Annotated in this window: 15 protein-coding genes; 9 read left to right on the top strand and 6 right to left on the bottom strand. The window is 67.6% G+C overall.

Annotation, left to right across the window (positions count from 1 at the left end; all coding sequences use genetic code 11):
- Positions 1 to 255 precede the first annotated feature (255 nt).
- The gene (locus QZ994_RS13680; protein WP_290872533.1) at positions 256 to 636 is read left to right on the top strand and encodes a BLUF domain-containing protein; all 381 of its coding nucleotides are present in this window, start codon (positions 256 to 258) and stop codon (positions 634 to 636) included.
- Here the strand turns inward: QZ994_RS13680 and QZ994_RS13675 are convergent.
- Positions 618 to 1430 (bottom strand): exodeoxyribonuclease III, encoded by an 813-nt coding sequence (locus QZ994_RS13675; protein ID WP_290872530.1) that lies wholly within the window; start codon positions 1428 to 1430, stop codon positions 618 to 620. The two genes, QZ994_RS13680 and QZ994_RS13675, sit on opposite strands and share 19 nt — an antisense overlap.
- A gap of 15 nt (positions 1431 to 1445) precedes the next feature.
- Between QZ994_RS13675 and pyrE the strand changes: the two genes are divergently transcribed.
- Positions 1446 to 2123, top strand: a complete 678-nt coding sequence (gene pyrE, locus QZ994_RS13670) for an orotate phosphoribosyltransferase (RefSeq protein ID WP_290872527.1) — start codon at positions 1446 to 1448, stop codon at positions 2121 to 2123.
- A 23-nt stretch (positions 2124 to 2146) separates the two neighbouring features.
- Positions 2147 to 2896 carry a DUF4124 domain-containing protein gene (locus tag QZ994_RS13665; RefSeq protein ID WP_290872524.1) on the top strand — a complete coding sequence of 250 codons (750 nt, stop codon included), beginning with the start codon at positions 2147 to 2149 and terminating at the stop codon, positions 2894 to 2896.
- Here the strand turns inward: QZ994_RS13665 and gatB are convergent.
- From gatB to gatC, 3 genes are read right to left on the bottom strand one after another with little or no spacing between them, the layout of a single operon-like run.
- Entirely contained in the window at positions 2862 to 4370 is a 1509-nt protein-coding gene (gene gatB, locus QZ994_RS13660; protein ID WP_290872522.1) for an Asp-tRNA(Asn)/Glu-tRNA(Gln) amidotransferase subunit GatB, read from the bottom strand. The two genes, QZ994_RS13665 and gatB, sit on opposite strands and share 35 nt — an antisense overlap.
- Positions 4371 to 4388: 18 nt before the next feature.
- Complete coding sequence (gene gatA / locus QZ994_RS13655) at positions 4389 to 5891, bottom strand: Asp-tRNA(Asn)/Glu-tRNA(Gln) amidotransferase subunit GatA (RefSeq protein ID WP_290872519.1); 1503 nt, start codon at positions 5889 to 5891, stop codon at positions 4389 to 4391.
- Positions 5888 to 6187: an Asp-tRNA(Asn)/Glu-tRNA(Gln) amidotransferase subunit GatC gene (gene gatC / locus QZ994_RS13650; RefSeq protein WP_290872517.1), complete on the bottom strand. Its 300-nt coding sequence runs from the start codon at positions 6185 to 6187 to the stop codon at positions 5888 to 5890. Before gatC ends, gatA begins: the two co-directional genes overlap by 4 nt.
- Positions 6188 to 6543: 356 nt before the next feature.
- Here gatC and QZ994_RS13645 point away from each other — a divergent pair, with 356 nt between their 5' ends.
- The 6 genes from QZ994_RS13645 (at position 6544) to coq7 (ending at position 13305) form a co-directional block, all read left to right on the top strand.
- The gene (locus QZ994_RS13645) at positions 6544 to 7587 is read left to right on the top strand and encodes a rod shape-determining protein (RefSeq protein ID WP_290872514.1); all 1044 of its coding nucleotides are present in this window, start codon (positions 6544 to 6546) and stop codon (positions 7585 to 7587) included.
- 87 nt (positions 7588 to 7674) lie between these two features.
- Positions 7675 to 8658 carry a rod shape-determining protein MreC gene (gene mreC / locus QZ994_RS13640; protein WP_367172315.1) on the top strand — a complete coding sequence of 328 codons (984 nt, stop codon included), beginning with the start codon at positions 7675 to 7677 and terminating at the stop codon, positions 8656 to 8658.
- The gene (gene mreD / locus QZ994_RS13635) at positions 8655 to 9170 is read left to right on the top strand and encodes a rod shape-determining protein MreD (RefSeq protein WP_290872510.1); all 516 of its coding nucleotides are present in this window, start codon (positions 8655 to 8657) and stop codon (positions 9168 to 9170) included. Before mreC ends, mreD begins: the two co-directional genes overlap by 4 nt.
- Positions 9171 to 9192: 22 nt before the next feature.
- A complete protein-coding gene (gene mrdA / locus QZ994_RS13630; RefSeq protein ID WP_290872536.1) occupies positions 9193 to 11361 on the top strand; it encodes a penicillin-binding protein 2 in 2169 nt (722 codons plus the stop codon).
- Complete coding sequence (rodA, locus tag QZ994_RS13625; RefSeq protein WP_290872507.1) at positions 11358 to 12515, top strand: rod shape-determining protein RodA; 1158 nt, start codon at positions 11358 to 11360, stop codon at positions 12513 to 12515. The genes mrdA and rodA overlap by 4 nt, the downstream gene beginning before the upstream one ends.
- Before the next feature lie 124 nt (positions 12516 to 12639).
- Positions 12640 to 13305, top strand: a complete 666-nt coding sequence (gene coq7, locus QZ994_RS13620) for a 2-polyprenyl-3-methyl-6-methoxy-1,4-benzoquinone monooxygenase (RefSeq protein WP_290872504.1) — start codon at positions 12640 to 12642, stop codon at positions 13303 to 13305.
- On the opposite strand, the gene QZ994_RS13615 is transcribed toward coq7, so the two are convergent.
- Both QZ994_RS13615 and QZ994_RS13610 read right to left on the bottom strand, forming a co-directional pair.
- On the bottom strand, positions 13306 to 13728 hold the full coding sequence (locus QZ994_RS13615) for an OsmC family protein (RefSeq protein ID WP_290872501.1): 423 nt from the start codon (positions 13726 to 13728) through the stop codon (positions 13306 to 13308).
- A gap of 223 nt (positions 13729 to 13951) precedes the next feature.
- Positions 13952 to 15993 (bottom strand): ATP-dependent helicase (locus QZ994_RS13610; RefSeq protein ID WP_290872498.1); only part of this gene is annotated, 2042 nt, incomplete at its 5' end.

Here is a 15993-nt window from a genome sequence, read left to right as displayed (position 1 = left end):
GGGTGGGCTTCCGGCTGCACGGCGGGGCACAAAAAAAGGCGCTGCCGGGCGCGCTCTCGATGGAGGCCCCGTCAACGCCTTTGTCGACCACACCGCGGCGCCATTGCCGCCAGCGTGGTGAATCTGCTGTCGATTATCCCCCAGGGGGAAGCGGGGCTGGCGCCGCTGGGCCTTTGTGCGATGGCGCACAGACACGGGCGTGCCAGCGCGCCAGCCTTGCCACGGTGCGGCGAGGCCGCTTGCCCCGGAGTTCCCATGTCCCCGATCCTGACCGATGCCCCCGTCCTGTACTCCCTCACCTACCGATCGCTGGCCGTGAGGCCCCTGCGGCACGCCGAACTGGCGCAGTTGCTGGTCGCGGCCCGCCAGCACAACCAGGCGGAAGGCGTGACCGGCATCCTGCTCTTCCTGCAAGGCCGCTTCATGCAGTACCTCGAAGGCCCGGCCGATGGGCTGGATCGCATCTTCGCGCGCATCCAGGCGTCGCCCCTGCACCGCGACCTCACCGAGCCCTTGCGCGAGCCCCTGGCCCAGCGCGCCTACGCCGACTGGACCATGGCCTTCCTGGCCGATGCCGACCTCGCTCACCCCGCCCCGTACGGCGCCGCTGCCCTGACTCAGAGGCTGAAGTCGTAATCCACCGTCAGCGGCGCATGGTCGCTGAACCACTGGTCCTTGTAGACGCTGGCCGTTTTGGCCGTGGCGGCCAGGCCTGGCGTCGCCAGGTGGTAGTCGATGCGCCAGCCCACGTTCTTGGCGCGGGCCTGCCCGCGGTTGCTCCACCACGTGTAGCAATCTTCGGTGGCCTCGGGGTGCAGGTTGCGGTAGACGTCGACGAGGCCCACCTCGCCGGCCGGGTCCAGCAATTTCGTCATCCAGGCGCGCTCCTCCGGCAGGAAGCCCGAGTTCTTCAGGTTGCCCTTCCAGTTCTTCAGGTCCTTTTCGTGGTGCGCGATGTTCACGTCGCCGATCAGGATGAACTCGCGCTCGGCGCGCAGCGCGGCCAGATGGGGCCAGATCACATCGAGGAAGCGGAACTTGGCGGCCTGGCGCTCTTCGCTGCTCGAGCCGCTGGGGAAATAGCAGCTGATCAGCGAAAGCTTGCGGCCCGGCTTGTCGAAGCGCAGCTCCACATAGCGCCCTTCGGCGTCGAACTCGCCCGTGGAGTCCGAGGCGCCCAGGCCGATCAGCACGTCCGAAGGCGTGTGGCGCGTGTACAGCCCCACGCCCGAATACCCCTTCTTCTCCGCATGGTGAAAGTGGCCCGGCATGCCGTCGATGACAGACAAAGCAGGGGTCAGGTCGGCTGCCTGGGCCTTGAGCTCCTGCACGCCCATACAATCTGCCGAGACAGATTCAGCCCAGGGCGCGAGCCCCTTGTTGGCCGCCGAACGGATGCCATTGAGGTTGAGAGACACCAGACGAAACACAAGACACCATCCATCATGAGCAACACACCCTCGAACAACGCACTCGCCCAGGACTTCGTGGCCTTCGCGGTGCAATCCAAGGTGCTGCGGTTCGGGGAATTCAAGACCAAGGCCGGCCGGCTCTCGCCGTACTTCTTCAACGCTGGCTTGTTCGACGACGGCGCCAAGCTGGGCCGCCTGGCTGAATTCTATGCACAGCGCCTCGTGGCCTCCGGCCTGCAGTTCGACATGCTCTTCGGCCCGGCCTACAAGGGCATCACCCTGGCGGCCGCCGTGTCCATCGAGCTGGCCCGCCTGGGCCACAACAAGCCCTTCGCCTACAACCGCAAGGAAGCCAAGGACCACGGCGAAGGCGGCACCCTGGTCGGCGCCCCCGTGCAGGGCCGCGTGCTCATCATCGACGACGTGATCTCCGCCGGCACCTCGGTGCGCGAGTCCATCGAGCTGATCAAGGCCGCCGGCGCCACCCCCTGCGGCGTCACCATCGCCCTCGACCGCCAGGAAAAGGCCACCGCCAACGGCGTGGACGCGGCCGAGAGCGCCGTGCAGCAGGTGGAGCAGCACTACGGATTGCCCGTGGTGGCCATCGCCAGCCTGGCCGATTTGTTGCAGTATCTGGATGCGCAATCCGACCCGGCGCTGTCGGCTTTCCACCCTGCGGTGCTGGCCTACCGCCAACGTTACGGCGTCTGAAGCGTTCACACTGGACCCTGCCCATGACGTCGTACCGGATTCCCCTTTCAGGCCCCCTGGCTGCGTGCCGGGTGCTGGGTGGGGTCGTCGCCGTCTGTGCGGGCTTGTGGGGCGCGTCGGTGACGCCGCTGGCGCAGGCCGCGGGCATCTATTCCTGCGTCGACGCCTCAGGCAAGCGCCACACCTCCGATCGGCCCATCCCCGAGTGCCTGGACCGCGAACAGCGCGTGCTCAACAAGGACGGCTCCCAGCGCCAGACCCTGCCGCCGCGCATGAACGCGGAGGAACGCGCCGCCGAAGAAGAGCGCCAGCGCCAGGCCGCGCAGCTCGCGGCCGCGCACAAGGACGCCGTCCGCCGCGATCGCAACCTGATGCTGCGCTTCCCCAACGAGGCGGCGCACAACAAGGGCCGCGAGGCCGCGCTGGACGACCTGCGCAAGGCCATCGCCACGTCCGAAAAACAGGTGCTCATCCTGCAGGAAGAGCGCAAGCCCCTGCTGGCCGAAGCCGAGTTCTACAAGGGCAAACGCCTGCCCCTGCCGCTCAAGACCCGCATGGAAGCCAACGAGGCCCAGCAGCAGGCCCAGCGCGACATCATCGACAACCAGAAGGCCGAGATGGTCCGCATCAACGGCCTGTATGACGCCGAGCTCGCGCGCCTGCGCAAGCTCTGGGCCGGGGCGGCGCCGGGCTCGGTGCCCGATGTGCCGCCGGCAGGTCCCGGCGGCCTGGGTGGCGTCAACCCGCCAGCTTCTTCTTCAGCAACTCGTTGACGGCGCTGGGGTTGGCCTTGCCCTTGGTGGCCTTCATGGCCTGACCCACCAGGGCGTTGAAGGCCTTGTCCTTGCCGGCGCGGAATTCCTCCACCGACTTGGCGTTGGCGGCCAGCACCTCGTCGAGGATGCGTTCCAGCTCGCCGGTGTCGCTCATCTGCTTGAGGTCCTTCTCCGCGATGATGGCGTCGACGCAGGCAAGAGCAGCCGCGAAGTTTTCCAGTTCTGCACGTTTGCGTGAAACGAGTTCTTGGAAGGTAGTTTTTGCGCCTTGATTGGAAATGGTTCCGTCTTTGATGCGACGAATCAATGCGCCGAGCTCAACGGGATTTGGGATCTCAGGGTCACCGATCGGGAGTTGGAGCTTGTTCATCAGCGCAGACAACTCGCCAAGCATCCAGTTTGCAGAAAGCTTTGGTTCGCCACTCCACTTAACTAGTTCGTCAAAGTAACTAGCGAATTCCTTGCTCTGGGTGAGCATTGCTGAGTCATAGGTGGAGAGTCCGAAATCTCGTTCGAAGCTTTCTGCCTTTGCGCGGGGCAGCTCCGGCATCTTCGCCTTCACGCGCTCGACCCACTCTGGCGCGATCACCAGCGGCGGCAGGTCGGGGTCGGGGAAGTAGCGGTAGTCGTGCGCGTCTTCCTTGGTGCGCATGGCGCGCGTCTCGCCCGTGTCCGGGTTGAAGAGCACCGTGGCCTGCTGGATGGCGCGGCCGTCTTCCAGCTCGTCGATCTGCCAGTTGATCTCGAAGTCCGTGGCTTGAACGATGTGCTTGAAGCTGTTGAGGTTCTTGATCTCGCGGCGCGTGCCCAGCGGCGCGCCCGGGCGGCGCACCGACACGTTCACGTCGCAGCGGAAGGAGCCTTCCTGCATGTTGCCGTCGCAGATGCCCAGCCACACCACCAGGGTGTGCAGGGCGCGGGCGTACTCGGCCGCCTCCACGCTGGCGTGCATGTCGGGCTCGGTCACGATCTCCAGCAAGGGGGTGCCGGCGCGGTTCAGGTCGATGCCGCTGGACTTTTCGCCCTGCCAGCCGCTGAAGTCATCGTGCAGGGACTTGCCCGCGTCTTCTTCCAGGTGGGCGCGCACCAGGCGCACCGTGTGGGGCTGGTCGCCCACAAAGAAGCTCACCGAGCCGCCTTGCACCACCGGGATCTCGTACTGGCTGATCTGGTAGCCCTTGGGCAGGTCGGGGTAGAAGTAGTTCTTGCGCGCAAAGATCGAGCGCGGGGCCACGTGGGCGCCCACGGCCAGGCCGAACTCGATGGCGCGTTCGACCGCGCCCTTGTTCATCACCGGCAGGCTGCCGGGCAGGGCCAGGTCCACGGGGCAGGACTGGGTGTTGGGCTCGGCGCCGAACTGGGTGGACGCGCCCGAGAAGATCTTCGATTGCGTCGAGAGCTGGACGTGCGTCTCCAGGCCGATGACGACCTCGTAGCCGCGGACCATCAGGGAACTCGCTGGGGAACTCATGGTGTGTGTCTCGCGTGATCAGGCCAGGGTGGCGGGCGTGCGGGTGTGCCAGTCGGTGGCCTGCTGGAAGGCGTGGGCCGTGTGCAGCAGCCCGGCCTCCTGCCAGTAGTTGCCGATGAGCTGCAGGCCCACGGGCAGGCCGCCTTCGCCGAAGCCGGCGGGCACGCTCATGCCGGGCAGGCCGGCGAGCGAGGCGGGCAGGGTGAAGATGTCGGCCAGGTACTCGGCCACCGGGTCGGTCTGCGAGCCCAGGGTCCGGGCCACCGAGGGGGCCACGGGGCCGGCGATCACGTCGCAGACCTGGAAGGCGGCCTGGAAGTCGTCGGCGATCATGCGGCGCAATTTCTGGGCCTGCAGGTAATAGGCGTCGTAGTAGCCATGGCTGAGCACGTAGGCCCCGATCATGATCCGGCGCTTGACCTCGGGTCCAAAGCCTTCGGCGCGGGTCTTGCGGTACATGTCGTTCAGATCGCTGTACTTGGCAGCGCGATGGCCGAACTTGACGCCATCAAAGCGGCTCAGGTTGGACGAGGCCTCGGCCGGCGCGATGATGTAGTACACGGGGATCGACAGCTCCGTGCGCGGCAGGCTCACGTCGACCAGGGTGGCACCGAGCTGTTCCAGCTGGGCCAGGGCGGCGCGGGTGGCGGCCAGCACGTCGGGGCTCACGCCTTCGCCAAAGAACTCCTTGGGCACGCCCACGCGGAGGCCGCTCAGGGGCTGCTCGGCGGTGGCGCCGGGGCGCAGCGTGTTCAGCGCGGCCACGAAATCCGGCACGGGCTGCTGGGCGCTGGTGGCGTCGCGTTCGTCGAAGCCGCTCATGGCCTGCAGCAGCAGGGCGCAGTCTTCGGCCGTGCGGGCCATGGGGCCGGCCTGGTCCAGGCTGGAGGCGAAGGCGATCATGCCGTAGCGCGAGCAGCGGCCGTAGGTCGGCTTGATGCCGGTGATGCCCGTGAGCGCCGCCGGCTGGCGGATCGAGCCGCCGGTGTCGGTGCCGGTGGCCGCGGCCACCAGGCGCGCCGCCACGGCCACAGCCGAGCCGCCCGAGGAGCCGCCGGGGATGCGGGTGGTGTCCCAGGGGTTGCGGGCCGGGCTGTAGGCCGAGTTCTCGTTGGCGCCGCCCATGGCGAACTCGTCGCAGTTGAGCTTGCCCACGTTGACCACGCCGGCGGCCTTGAGTTGGGCCACGACGGTGGCGTCGAACGGGCTCTGGTAGCCCTTCAGCATCTTCGAGGCGGCCGTGGTAGGCAGGCCCTGGGTCACGAAGATGTCCTTGTGCGCGATGGGCACGCCGTCCAGCGGGCCAAAGGCGGCGCCGGCGGCGCGGCGGGCATCGGAGGCAGCGGCCGCGGCCAGGGCGCCATCGGCGTCCACGTGCAGGAAGGCGCCCAGTTCGGTGTGGGCGGCGATGCGGTCCAGGGCGTGGCGGGTCAGGGCCACCGAGGTGGTCTGGCCTGCGGCCAGTTGGGCGCTTTGCTGGGCCAGGGTCAGGTCATGGAGGGCGGAGGGCAGGGCGCTCATTCGATCACCTTGGGCACGAGGAAGAGGCCGCCATCGCGGGCCGGGGCGTTGGCCATGTTGGCCTCGCGGTCGTTGCCTTCGCTGACCACGTCGTCGCGCAAACGCAGCGTGACGTCTTCGATGGCAGATAAAGGTGTGTAAAGAGGCTCGACGCCGGAGGTGTCGACCGCGCGCATCTTTTCGACGATGCCGAAGAACTCGTTGAGCTGCGTCAGCATCGCGGCCTGCTCGTCGTCGCGCAGTTCAAGGCGCGCGAGCTGGGCAATGCGGCTGACGTCGGTGGGGGTCAAGGCCATGGGCTTCATCCAGGGGTAACGGTCATGGCCCCGACTGCGCGTGGTCCGAGCGCGCGGTTCCCACTTGTGTGAGGTGCAAGCACTCGTTCATGCGCCCCTTTGGCGGGCAGGATTGGCAGGGCCTTGGGGTATTATCCTAGGTTATCCATGGGCTGGATGTCTGCCGTGCCAACAGGCCGGCGTGCACGAGGTTCATGGCCGCTGTTTTCTGTCGCGCAGCCTGGCTTGAAGGTCGGCTGCGCGCCTTGTTTTCAGGGTTTGTCGCCCGCCCGTTTGCCAGCCTCCCGCGCGTGAGTTTGTCCGTGCCTGCCGAGGCCGCCAGCAGGCCCGCCCAAACCCCCGCTGGAGTGAGCTGCATGTACGGAATGTTTCGCAAGTATTTTTCGACCGACCTGGCCATCGACCTGGGCACCGCCAACACGCTGATTTACGTGCGTGACAAGGGCATCGTGCTGGACGAGCCTTCGGTGGTGTCCATCCGCCACGAAGGCGGCCCCAACGGCAAGAAGACCATCCAGGCCGTGGGCACCGAGGCCAAGGCCATGCTGGGCAAGGTCCCCGGCAACATCGAGGCCATCCGCCCGATGAAGGACGGCGTGATCGCCGACTTCACCGTCACCGAGCAGATGCTCAAGCAGTTCATCAAGATGGTGCACCCGCGCTCGGTCTTGAAGCCCAGCCCGCGCATCATCATCTGCGTGCCCTGCGGCTCCACCCAGGTCGAGCGCCGCGCCATCCGTGAATCGGCCCTGGGTGCTGGCGCCTCCGAGGTCTACCTGATCGAAGAACCCATGGCCGCTGCCATCGGTGCCGGCCTGCCGGTGTCCGAAGCCTCCGGCTCCATGGTGGTCGACATCGGCGGCGGCACCACGGAAGTGGGCGTGATCTCGCTGGGCGGCATGGTCTACAAGGGCTCGGTCCGCGTGGGCGGCGACAAGTTCGACGAAGCCATCATCAACTACATCCGCCGCAACTACGGCATGCTGATTGGTGAGCCCACCGCCGAGGCCATCAAGAAGGAAATCGGTTCTGCTTTCCCTGGCTCCGAAGTCAAGGAAATGGAAGTCAAGGGCCGTAACCTGTCCGAAGGCGTGCCGCGCAGCTTCACCATCTCGTCCAACGAGATCCTGGAAGCCCTGACCGATCCGCTGAACCAGATCGTGTCGGCCGTGAAGAACGCGCTGGAGCAGACCCCGCCCGAGCTGGGTGCCGACATCGCCGAGCGCGGCATGATGCTGACCGGCGGTGGCGCCCTGTTGCGCGACCTCGATCGCCTGCTGGCCGAAGAAACCGGCCTGCCCGTGCTGGTGGCCGAAGACCCGCTGACCTGCGTGGTGCGTGGTTGCGGCATGGCCCTGGAGCGCATGGAGCGCCTGGGTTCCATCTTCACGTCGGAATAAGCCCTTCTCCCTTCCTGTCGATGAGGGCCCCGTGCGCGGGGCCTGTTCCTTGTCTGGCACCGCTTCACCTGGCCTCCGCTTGAGGAGTTGACCGCCACCATGCCGCTGGCCACGCTGGACCGCTCCCCCCCGCCCTTCTTCAAGCAAGGGCCTTCGGCGTTCACGCGCCTGCTGTTTTTCGCGGCACTGGCCGTCTTCCTGATGGTGGCCGACACCCGCTGGAAGGTGACGCAGCCCCTGCGCGCCGTGGTGGCCACCGTGCTGCACCCGGTGGAAGAGGCCCTGCTGGCGCCCTCGCGCTGGTGGGACGGGCTCACGCATTACTTCTCCGGCATGGACGAGGCCCGCCAGATGCAGGCCCGTGCCCAGCGCCTGCTCACCGCCCAGTCCGAGCGCGTGATGCGCATGAACCAGCTGGAGCGCGAAAACGCCCGGCTGCGCGAACTGCTCGAACTGCGTCCCCGCATCGAAGTGGGCACGCGTGCCGCCGAGGTGCTTTACGACGCCCCCGATCCTTTCACCCGCAAGGTCGTGATCGACCAGGGCAGCAGCCAGGGCGTGTCCCTGGGCGCGCCCGTGATCGACGAGGCCGGCGTGCTGGGCCAGGTCACCCGCGTCTACCCGCTGACCGCCGAGGTCACCCTGGTGACCGACAAGGACGCGGCCGTGCCCGTGGTCAATGTGCGCACGCAGCAGCGGGGCGTGGCCTACGGGACGCCGCAGGCGCGCGGCATGGAGCTGCGCTTCATGGCCGGCAACGCCGATGTGCAGGTGGGCGACGAGCTGCAGACCTCGGGCCTGGATGGCGTCTACCCCGCCGGCCTGCCGGTGGCCAAGGTGCTGCGCGTCGACCGCCGGGCCGACTCGGCCTTTGCCCGCATCAGCCTGAGCACCCTGGCCCATGCCGACAGCACCCGCCATGTGCTGCTGCTCGACCCGGTCGGTTCGCGCCTGCCCGAGCGCCCGGCGGATGCGGCCTCGGCCGCAGCGTCCGCCTCCGATGCGGCCAGCCGCCACGGCAAACACCATCCGGCCGCCGCCAAGACCGCGGCCTCGGGAGCCCACCCATGATGCCCCGTGGCAATGAGCTGCTGCTGCCGGCCAACCCGGTGTTCGTCTGGTTCTCGCTGGCCGTGGCCCTGATGTGCAACCTGCTGCCCACGGGGCGCTGGGCCGGTGTGCCCGACGTGCTGGCCGTGGCCCTGGTCTTCTGGAACGTGCACCAGCCGCGCCGGGTGGGCGTGGGCGCCGCCTTCGTCTTCGGCCTCATCATGGACGTGCACCAGGGCGCCCTGCTGGGTCAGCACGCCCTGGCCTACACCCTGCTGAGCTTCTTCGCCATCACCGTGCACCGCCGCCTGCTGTGGTTCACGGTGGCCTCGCAGGCCGTGCAGATCGTGCCCCTGTTCGTGGCGGCACACGCCGTCTCGCTGCTGGTGCGCCTGATCGCCGGTGCCGGCTTCCCGGGCTGGAGCCTGCTGGTGGCCCCGCTGGCCGAATCGCTGCTCTGGCCGGTGGCGGCCTTCGTGCTGCTGGCGCCCCAGCGCCGCCCGCCCGACCGCGACAAGAACCGCCCCCTGTGACACAGGCGCGCGCATGGGTGGCATGACGGAACTCAAGAACCTCGAAGCCGAGCTGGGACGCTACCGGGCGCGCCTGTGGGCGGCCGCGGGCTTCGTGCTGTTCTGCTTCGGCCTGCTGGCCTTCCGGCTCACGGTGCTGCAGATCGTGCGCCACGACGACCTGGCCACCCAGGCCGAAAACAACCGCATCGCGGTGGTGCCCATCGTGCCCAACCGCGGCCTGATCGTCGACCGCCACGGCGTGGTCCTGGCCAACAACTACTCGGCCTACACCCTGGAGATCACGCCCTCCAAGGTGGAGGACGTCGAGGCCACCATCGACGAACTCGCCCAGATCGTCGACATCCAGGCCCGCGACCGCCGCCGCTTCAAGCGCCTGCGCGAAGAGTCCAAGAGTTTCGAGTCCATTCCCATCCGCACCCGGCTGACCGACAAGGAAGTGGCCCGTTTCACGGCGCAGCGCTACCGCTTCCCGGGTGTCGACATCCAGGCCCGCCTGTTCCGCCACTACCCCTATGGCGAACTGGCCAGCCACGTGCTCGGCTACATCGGTCGCATCAACCAGCGTGAAGCGCAGGCCATGGAAGAGTGGCCCGATGAAGACCTGGCCAACTACCGCGGCACCGAGTACATCGGCAAGCTGGGCATCGAGCAGAGCTACGAGCGCGAGTTGCACGGCATCACCGGCGTCGAAGAGGTCGAGACCAGCGCCGGTGGCCGGGCCGTGCGCCGCCTGCGTTCCACCTCGGCCACGCCGGGCAACACCATCCACCTGTCGATCGACATCAAGCTGCAGGCCCTGATCGAGCGCCTCTTTGGCGACCGCCGCGGCGCCCTGGTTGCCATCGACCCGCGCAATGGCGAGGTGCTGGCCTTCGTCTCCAAGCCGACCTTCGATCCCAACCTCTTTGTCGATGGCATCGATGCCGAGAACTGGCGCGAGTTGAACGAATCGCCCGACAAGCCCCTGCTCAACCGTGCTCTGCGCGGCACCTATCCGCCTGGCTCGACCTACAAGCCCTTCATGGCGCTGGCCTCGCTCAACACGGGCAAGCGCGGGCCGAACACCGTCATCATGGACAACGGCATCTTCAACTTCGGGGGGCACCAGTTCCGCAGCCCGGCCGGGGAGCAGGGCGGGCCGATGGACATGCGCCGGGCCATCGTCAAGTCGTCCAACGTCTACTTCTATTCGCTGGCCAACGAGCTGGGCGTGGACGCCATCCACGAGCAGATGGAGCCCCTGGGCTTCGGTCGCCTCACCGGCATCGACCTCAAGGGCGAGGTCACCGGCATCCTGCCTTCGACCGAATGGAAGCGCCGCGCCTACAAGCGCCCCGAGATGAAGCGCTGGTACGCCGGTGAGACCATCTCGCTGGGCATCGGCCAGGGCTACAACAGCTTCACGATCCTGCAGATCGCCTCGGCGCTCTCCACCGTGGTGGCCGACGGGCACCGTTTCCAGCCCCGCGTTGTGCGCGAGATCGAAGACGTGGTCACCCGCGAGCGCCGTCTCAGTGCCAACCAGGCCATTGCGCCCCTGGCGCTCAAGCCCGAGCACACGGCGCTGATCCGCCAGGCCATGCACGGCGTGACCCAGGAGGGCACCTCGACCCGCGTGTTCATGGGCGCCGGTTACCTGAGTGGCGGCAAGACGGGCACGGCCCAGGCCGTGGGCCTGCGTCAGAACGAGAAGTACGTGGCCTCCAAGGTCGACGAGTACAAGCGCGACCACTCCCTCTACGAAGCCTTTGCCCCGCTGGACAACCCCCGCGTGGCGCTGGCCATCATCGTGGAGAACTCCGGCTTTGGCGCCGAGGCCGCGGCCCCCATCGCACGCCGTGTGCTCGACTACCTGCTGATGGACCAGTACCCCAGCGAAGAAGACATCGCCCTGGTGCAGCAGGGCAAGGCCGCGGCGCCGGTGGGCAAGCCGCGGGTGGCCTCGGCCATGCCGCTGCCCCGTGGCCTGGACGCCTTTGGCGCCGACGTGCCCGTCCTGGGCGCTTCGGCCCCGGTGCCTGGCGCCATCGCGGCCAGCGGGGCGGCCTCGGCGGTGCCTGCTGCTTCCGCGGTAGAAGCCGCGGTGACCGCTTCTGCCCCGGCCGCGCCGGCCCCCGCGCCGAGTGCGCCGCCCAGCCGACCGGTCGTGCTGGCCCCTGTCCAAGCCGCTTCACGGGAGCAGCCATGAACACCGCTTTCGACAAGCCCTCTGCCTTGCAGCGGCTCACACCCGTGTTTCAGGGCTTCGACCTGCCCCTGCTCTGCATCGTGGCCTTTCTGTGCGGCCTGGGCCTGGTCAACATGTACTCGGTGGGCTTTGACCACGGCACCCGCTTCATCGACCAGTCGCGCAACATGGTGCTGGCCGCGGGGCTGATGTTCGTGCTGGCCCAGGTGCCCCCGCAGCGCCTCATGGCCATGGCCGTGCCGCTCTACACCGCGGGGGTGATCCTGCTGGTGGCCACCGCCATTTTTGGCGTCACCAAGAAGGGCGCCACCCGCTGGCTGAACGTGGGCGTGACCCAGATCCAGCCCTCCGAGATCCTCAAGATCGCCACGCCGCTGATGCTGGCCTGGTGGTTCCAGCGCCGCGAGGGGCAGCTGCGCGCGCCCGATTTCCTGGTGGCGGGTGGCATGCTGCTCGTGCCCGTGGCCCTGGTGCTCAAGCAGCCCGACCTGGGCACGGCCATGCTGGTCATGAGCTCGGGCCTGTACGTGATGTTCTTCGCCGGCCTGAGCTGGCGCCTGATCCTGCCGGTGCTGCTCACGGGGGCGGTGGGCATCGGCCTGATCGTCTCCTACCAGTCCGACCTCTGCCAGCCCGGGGTCCAGTGGCATGGCCTGCACGACTACCAGAAGAACCGCGTCTGCACCCTGCTCGACCCCACGACCGACCCGCTGGGCAAAGGCTTCCACATCATCCAGGGCATGATCGCGATCGGCTCGGGAGGCGTGTCGGGCAAGGGCTTCATGCAGGGCACCCAGACGCACCTGGAGTTCATCCCCGAGCGCACCACCGACTTCGCCTTCGCCGCCTACGCCGAAGAACACGGTCTGGTCGGCGGCGTGGTGCTGATGCTGGGCTTCCTGGCCCTGATCTTCCGCGGGCTCTACATCGGGGCCCAGGCGCCGACGCTGTTTTCGCGCCTGCTGGCCGGGGCCGTGTCGCTCAGTTTCTTCACCTACGCCTTTGTCAACATGGGCATGGTCAGCGGCATCCTGCCCGTGGTGGGGGTGCCCTTGCCCTTCATCAGCTACGGCGGCACCGCCATGGTCACCCTGGGCGTGATGCTGGGGATGCTCATGTCGATCGCCAAAAGCCGCGGCCTGATGCAGCGCTGACCCCGGTCCGACCCCATTTCGACGCGACCCGCCCCCGTGATCGCGCGGGGCTCTGCGCCGGCGCAAGGGGGCGGCGTCCGATCGGCGCTAGGATGAACCCCGAGTGTTTTCCCGAGCCATGCCCATGACCACCGCCTCCGCCCACCCCGCTTCCCCCGTGCAACACGACGGCCTGGACCGCCTGCTGATCTCGCTGGACTCGGCCCTGCGCACGGTCTTTGCCGAGCACGCCGCGGCGCGCCCCTGTCCGCAGCCGGTGGTGGAAGATGCGGTGCTGAGCGAGGCCGACAAGCGCCAGTCGGCGGCCCTGATGCGTGTGAACCACGTGGGCGAGGTCTGCGCCCAGGCGCTCTACGCCTCGCAGGCCTGGGGCACGACAGACACTGCCCTGAAGGCGCAGTTCGACGCCGCCGCGCGCGAAGAGACCGATCACCTGGCCTGGACCGAACAGCGCCTCAAGCAATTGGGTGGCCGCACCAGCCTGCTCAACCCGCTCTGGTACGCGGGCGCCTATGGCATCGGCCTGCTGGCCGCCAAGGCGGGTGACGCCACCAGCCTGGGTTTTGTGGTCGAAACCGAGCGGCAGGTCGAAGCCCACCTCAACAGCCACCTCGACCGCCTGCCTGAAGGCGACCACGCCTCGCGGGCCATCGTGGCCCAGATGCGCGACGACGAGGTGGCGCACGCCGATGCCGCCCAGGCGGCTGGCGCCAAGGCCTTGCCCTTGCCGGTGCGCGGGCTGATGCGCCTGGCCGCCAAGGTCATGACGGCCACCGCACACCGGATCTGATCAGGCGGCGACGATCTCGAAGCTGGTCGTGATCTCGGCGGTCTTGCCGATCATGATCGAGGCCGAGCAGTACTTCTCGTGCGACATCTGGATGGCGCGCGACACGGCCGTCTCGGTCAGGTTCACACCGGTCACGGTGAAGTGCATGTTGACCTTGGTGAAGACCTTGGGGTCGGTCTCGGCGCGCTCGGCCGTGACCTTGACCTGGCAGCCGCGCACATCGTGGCGGCCGCGCTTGAGGATCAGCACCACGTCGTAGGCCGTGCAGCCACCGGTGCCCGCGAGCACGGTTTCCATGGGGCGTGGGGCCAGGTTGCGTCCGCCGCCTTCGGGGGCGCCGTCCATGTTGATGATGTGGCCGCTGCCGGTTTCAGCGGAGAAGGCCATGCCCGAAGCGGGCTGCCAGTGGATGGTGCATTCCATGATCGTGGGTCCTCTGGAGGGGCTGTGATTGTGCCTGGGGATGAATCTAGGTGAAAACCCTTGCATGTTTCCAGCGCCCCGTCTACAATTTCCATCAATGGGGCGGAACTTCCGCTTCCAACAAGTCTCTCACCCAGGCTTGTTTCATTTGTCTCCTCCACCCATCTCCATTGGTGGATTCCAAACCCGAGTTCTCTGGAACTCGGGTTTTTTTTCGCCTGGCTCAGCTCAACTGCGCCCGGGCGGCGGCCGCGCTCAGCTTGGCCTTGGCCGCCATCTCTTCGCGCAGGCGCTTGAGCTTTTCCCGCGGGTCTTCCTTGGGGCCGCCGCCTTCACCCAGCTTCATCTCGGCAACAAAGCGGCTGGGCGTGGCCTGCACGTACTCGCGGCCCTTCTTGCGGCGCTTGAGCACGCTCACGCCCAGGGTCAGCCGGGCGCGGGTGATGCCCACGTACATCAGGCGGCGCTCTTCCTCCACCTGTGCCGGTGCGATCTCGCCTTCTTCGCGCGAGAAGGGCAGGGTGCCCTCGTTCACGCCGCCCATCACCACATGCGGCCACTCCAGACCCTTGGAGGCGTGCAGCGTCGAGAGCGTCACCATCTTCTCTTCCTTCTGCCGCTCGCCCAGGCTGGTGATCAGGGAGATCAGCTGGGCGATCTCGATCACGCTCTTCTTCTCGGACTCGACCATGGCGATGCCGTCGTTGTCGATCTCGCCACCGCAGCGCTTGGCCACCCAGTCGATGAAGTCGAGCACGTTGTTCCAGCGCGCTGCGGCCACCTTCTCGTTTTCTTCGTTGTCGTAGAGGTGCTTTTCGTACTCGATGTCCTTGAGCCAGTCCATCAGCAGCTCTTTGGCCGCCTCGGCGCCATAGGTCTGGCGGGCGCGGTACTCGAACTCGTTCACGTAGCGGCCGAACTCGTGCAGCCCCTCCAGCGCCCGCTTGGGCACGGCCGCCTGCAGCGATTCGGCAAACAGCGCTTCAAAGAGGCTGACCTTCCACTTGCCCGCGAACTCGCCCAGGGCGCCCAGCGTCTGGTGGCCGATGCCGCGCTTGGGCGTGGTGATGGCGCGCAGGAAGGCCGGGTCGTCGTCGTTGTTGAGCAGCAGGCGCAGCCAGGAGCAGAGGTCCTTGATCTCGGCCTTGTCGAAAAAGCTCTGGCCGCCCGACACCTTGTAGGGGATGTTGGCCTTGCGCAGCGCCGCCTCGAAGGGGCGGGCCTGGTGGTTGGCGCGGTAGAGGATGGCGAACTGGCTCCACTCGGCCTTCTCGGGGTTGGCCGGGTACTTGGCCATGATCTCCGAGCGGATGGCCTGGAAGCGCGCCACGGTGCGTTCGGCCTCGTGCTCTTCGTTGTCACACTCCATCAGCTTGACGGGGTCGCCTTCGCCCAGGTCCGACCACAGCGTCTTCTGAAAGAGCTTGGGGTTGGTGGCGATCACGTGGTTGGCCGCTCGCAGGATCGCCGAGGTGGAGCGGTAGTTCTGCTCCAGCGGGATCACCTTGAGGCTGGGGAAGTCCTGCGGCAGGCGCTTGAGGTTGTCCAGCGTGGCGCCGCGCCAGCCGTAGATGGACTGGTCGTCGTCGCCCACGGCGGTGAAGATGCCCTGAGGGCCCACCAGCAGCTTGAGCAGCTCGTACTGGGTGGCGTTGGTGTCCTGGTATTCGTCGACCAGCACGTGCTTGAGCTGGCGTTGCCACTTGTGGGCCACGTGGGGGTGCTCGGCCAGCAGGCGCAGGGGCATGCCGATGAGGTCGTCGAAGTCCACCGCCTGGTAGGCCAGCAGGCGCTCTTCATAGAGCTTCATCACCCGGGCCGCGATCACCTCTTCGTCGGTCTTGCACTGGCTGAGGGCCTGGCTGCTGTTGAGGCCGTTGTTCTTCCACAGGCTGATCGTCCATTGCCAGCTGCGGGCCAGCTTGGCGTCGGTGGTGGCGCCGGCGTCGCGCAGGATGCTGGTGACGTCGTCGCTGTCCAGGATGGAGAACTGGGGCTTGAGGCCCAGCACGGCGCCGTCTTCTCGCAGCAGGCGCACGCCCAGCGAATGGAAGGTGCAGACCAGCAGCTTGGAGGCGGCCTTGGCCCCGATCAGGGCCTTCACGCGCTCGCGCATTTCGGCGGCGGCCTTGTTGGTGAAGGTGATGGCGCCGATCTGCGAGGGGGCCAGGTCGGCGCCTTCGCCGGGCTGCAGCAGCCGGGCGATCTTGTGGGTGATCACGCGCGTCTTGCCCGAGCCGGCACCGGCCAGCACCAGGCAGGGGC

Origin of the sequence: Aquabacterium sp. (assembly GCF_021768455.1) — a bacterium.
In the GTDB taxonomy this organism is placed as follows: domain Bacteria; phylum Pseudomonadota; class Gammaproteobacteria; order Burkholderiales; family Burkholderiaceae_C; genus Aquabacterium.
This window is presented reverse-complemented; position numbering and strand designations above follow the sequence as displayed.

What these genes read in the sequence shown, in the direction of transcription:
- QZ994_RS13680 (WP_290872533.1), top strand. Translation starts at nt 256, where the DNA reads ATGTCCCCGATCCTGACCGATGCCCCCGTCCTGTACTCCCTCACCTAC.
- pyrE (WP_290872527.1), top strand. Translation starts at nt 1,446, where the DNA reads ATGAGCAACACACCCTCGAACAACGCACTCGCCCAGGACTTCGTGGCC.
- QZ994_RS13665 (WP_290872524.1), top strand. Translation starts at nt 2,147, where the DNA reads ATGACGTCGTACCGGATTCCCCTTTCAGGCCCCCTGGCTGCGTGCCGG.
- gatB (WP_290872522.1), bottom strand. Translation starts at nt 4,370, where the DNA reads ATGAGTTCCCCAGCGAGTTCCCTGATGGTCCGCGGCTACGAGGTCGTC.
- gatA (WP_290872519.1), bottom strand. Translation starts at nt 5,891, where the DNA reads ATGAGCGCCCTGCCCTCCGCCCTCCATGACCTGACCCTGGCCCAGCAA.
- gatC (WP_290872517.1), bottom strand. Translation starts at nt 6,187, where the DNA reads ATGGCCTTGACCCCCACCGACGTCAGCCGCATTGCCCAGCTCGCGCGC.
- QZ994_RS13645 (WP_290872514.1), top strand. Translation starts at nt 6,544, where the DNA reads ATGTACGGAATGTTTCGCAAGTATTTTTCGACCGACCTGGCCATCGAC.
- mreD (WP_290872510.1), top strand. Translation starts at nt 8,655, where the DNA reads ATGATGCCCCGTGGCAATGAGCTGCTGCTGCCGGCCAACCCGGTGTTC.
- mrdA (WP_290872536.1), top strand. Translation starts at nt 9,193, where the DNA reads ATGACGGAACTCAAGAACCTCGAAGCCGAGCTGGGACGCTACCGGGCG.
- rodA (WP_290872507.1), top strand. Translation starts at nt 11,358, where the DNA reads ATGAACACCGCTTTCGACAAGCCCTCTGCCTTGCAGCGGCTCACACCC.
- coq7 (WP_290872504.1), top strand. Translation starts at nt 12,640, where the DNA reads ATGACCACCGCCTCCGCCCACCCCGCTTCCCCCGTGCAACACGACGGC.
- QZ994_RS13615 (WP_290872501.1), bottom strand. Translation starts at nt 13,728, where the DNA reads ATGGAATGCACCATCCACTGGCAGCCCGCTTCGGGCATGGCCTTCTCC.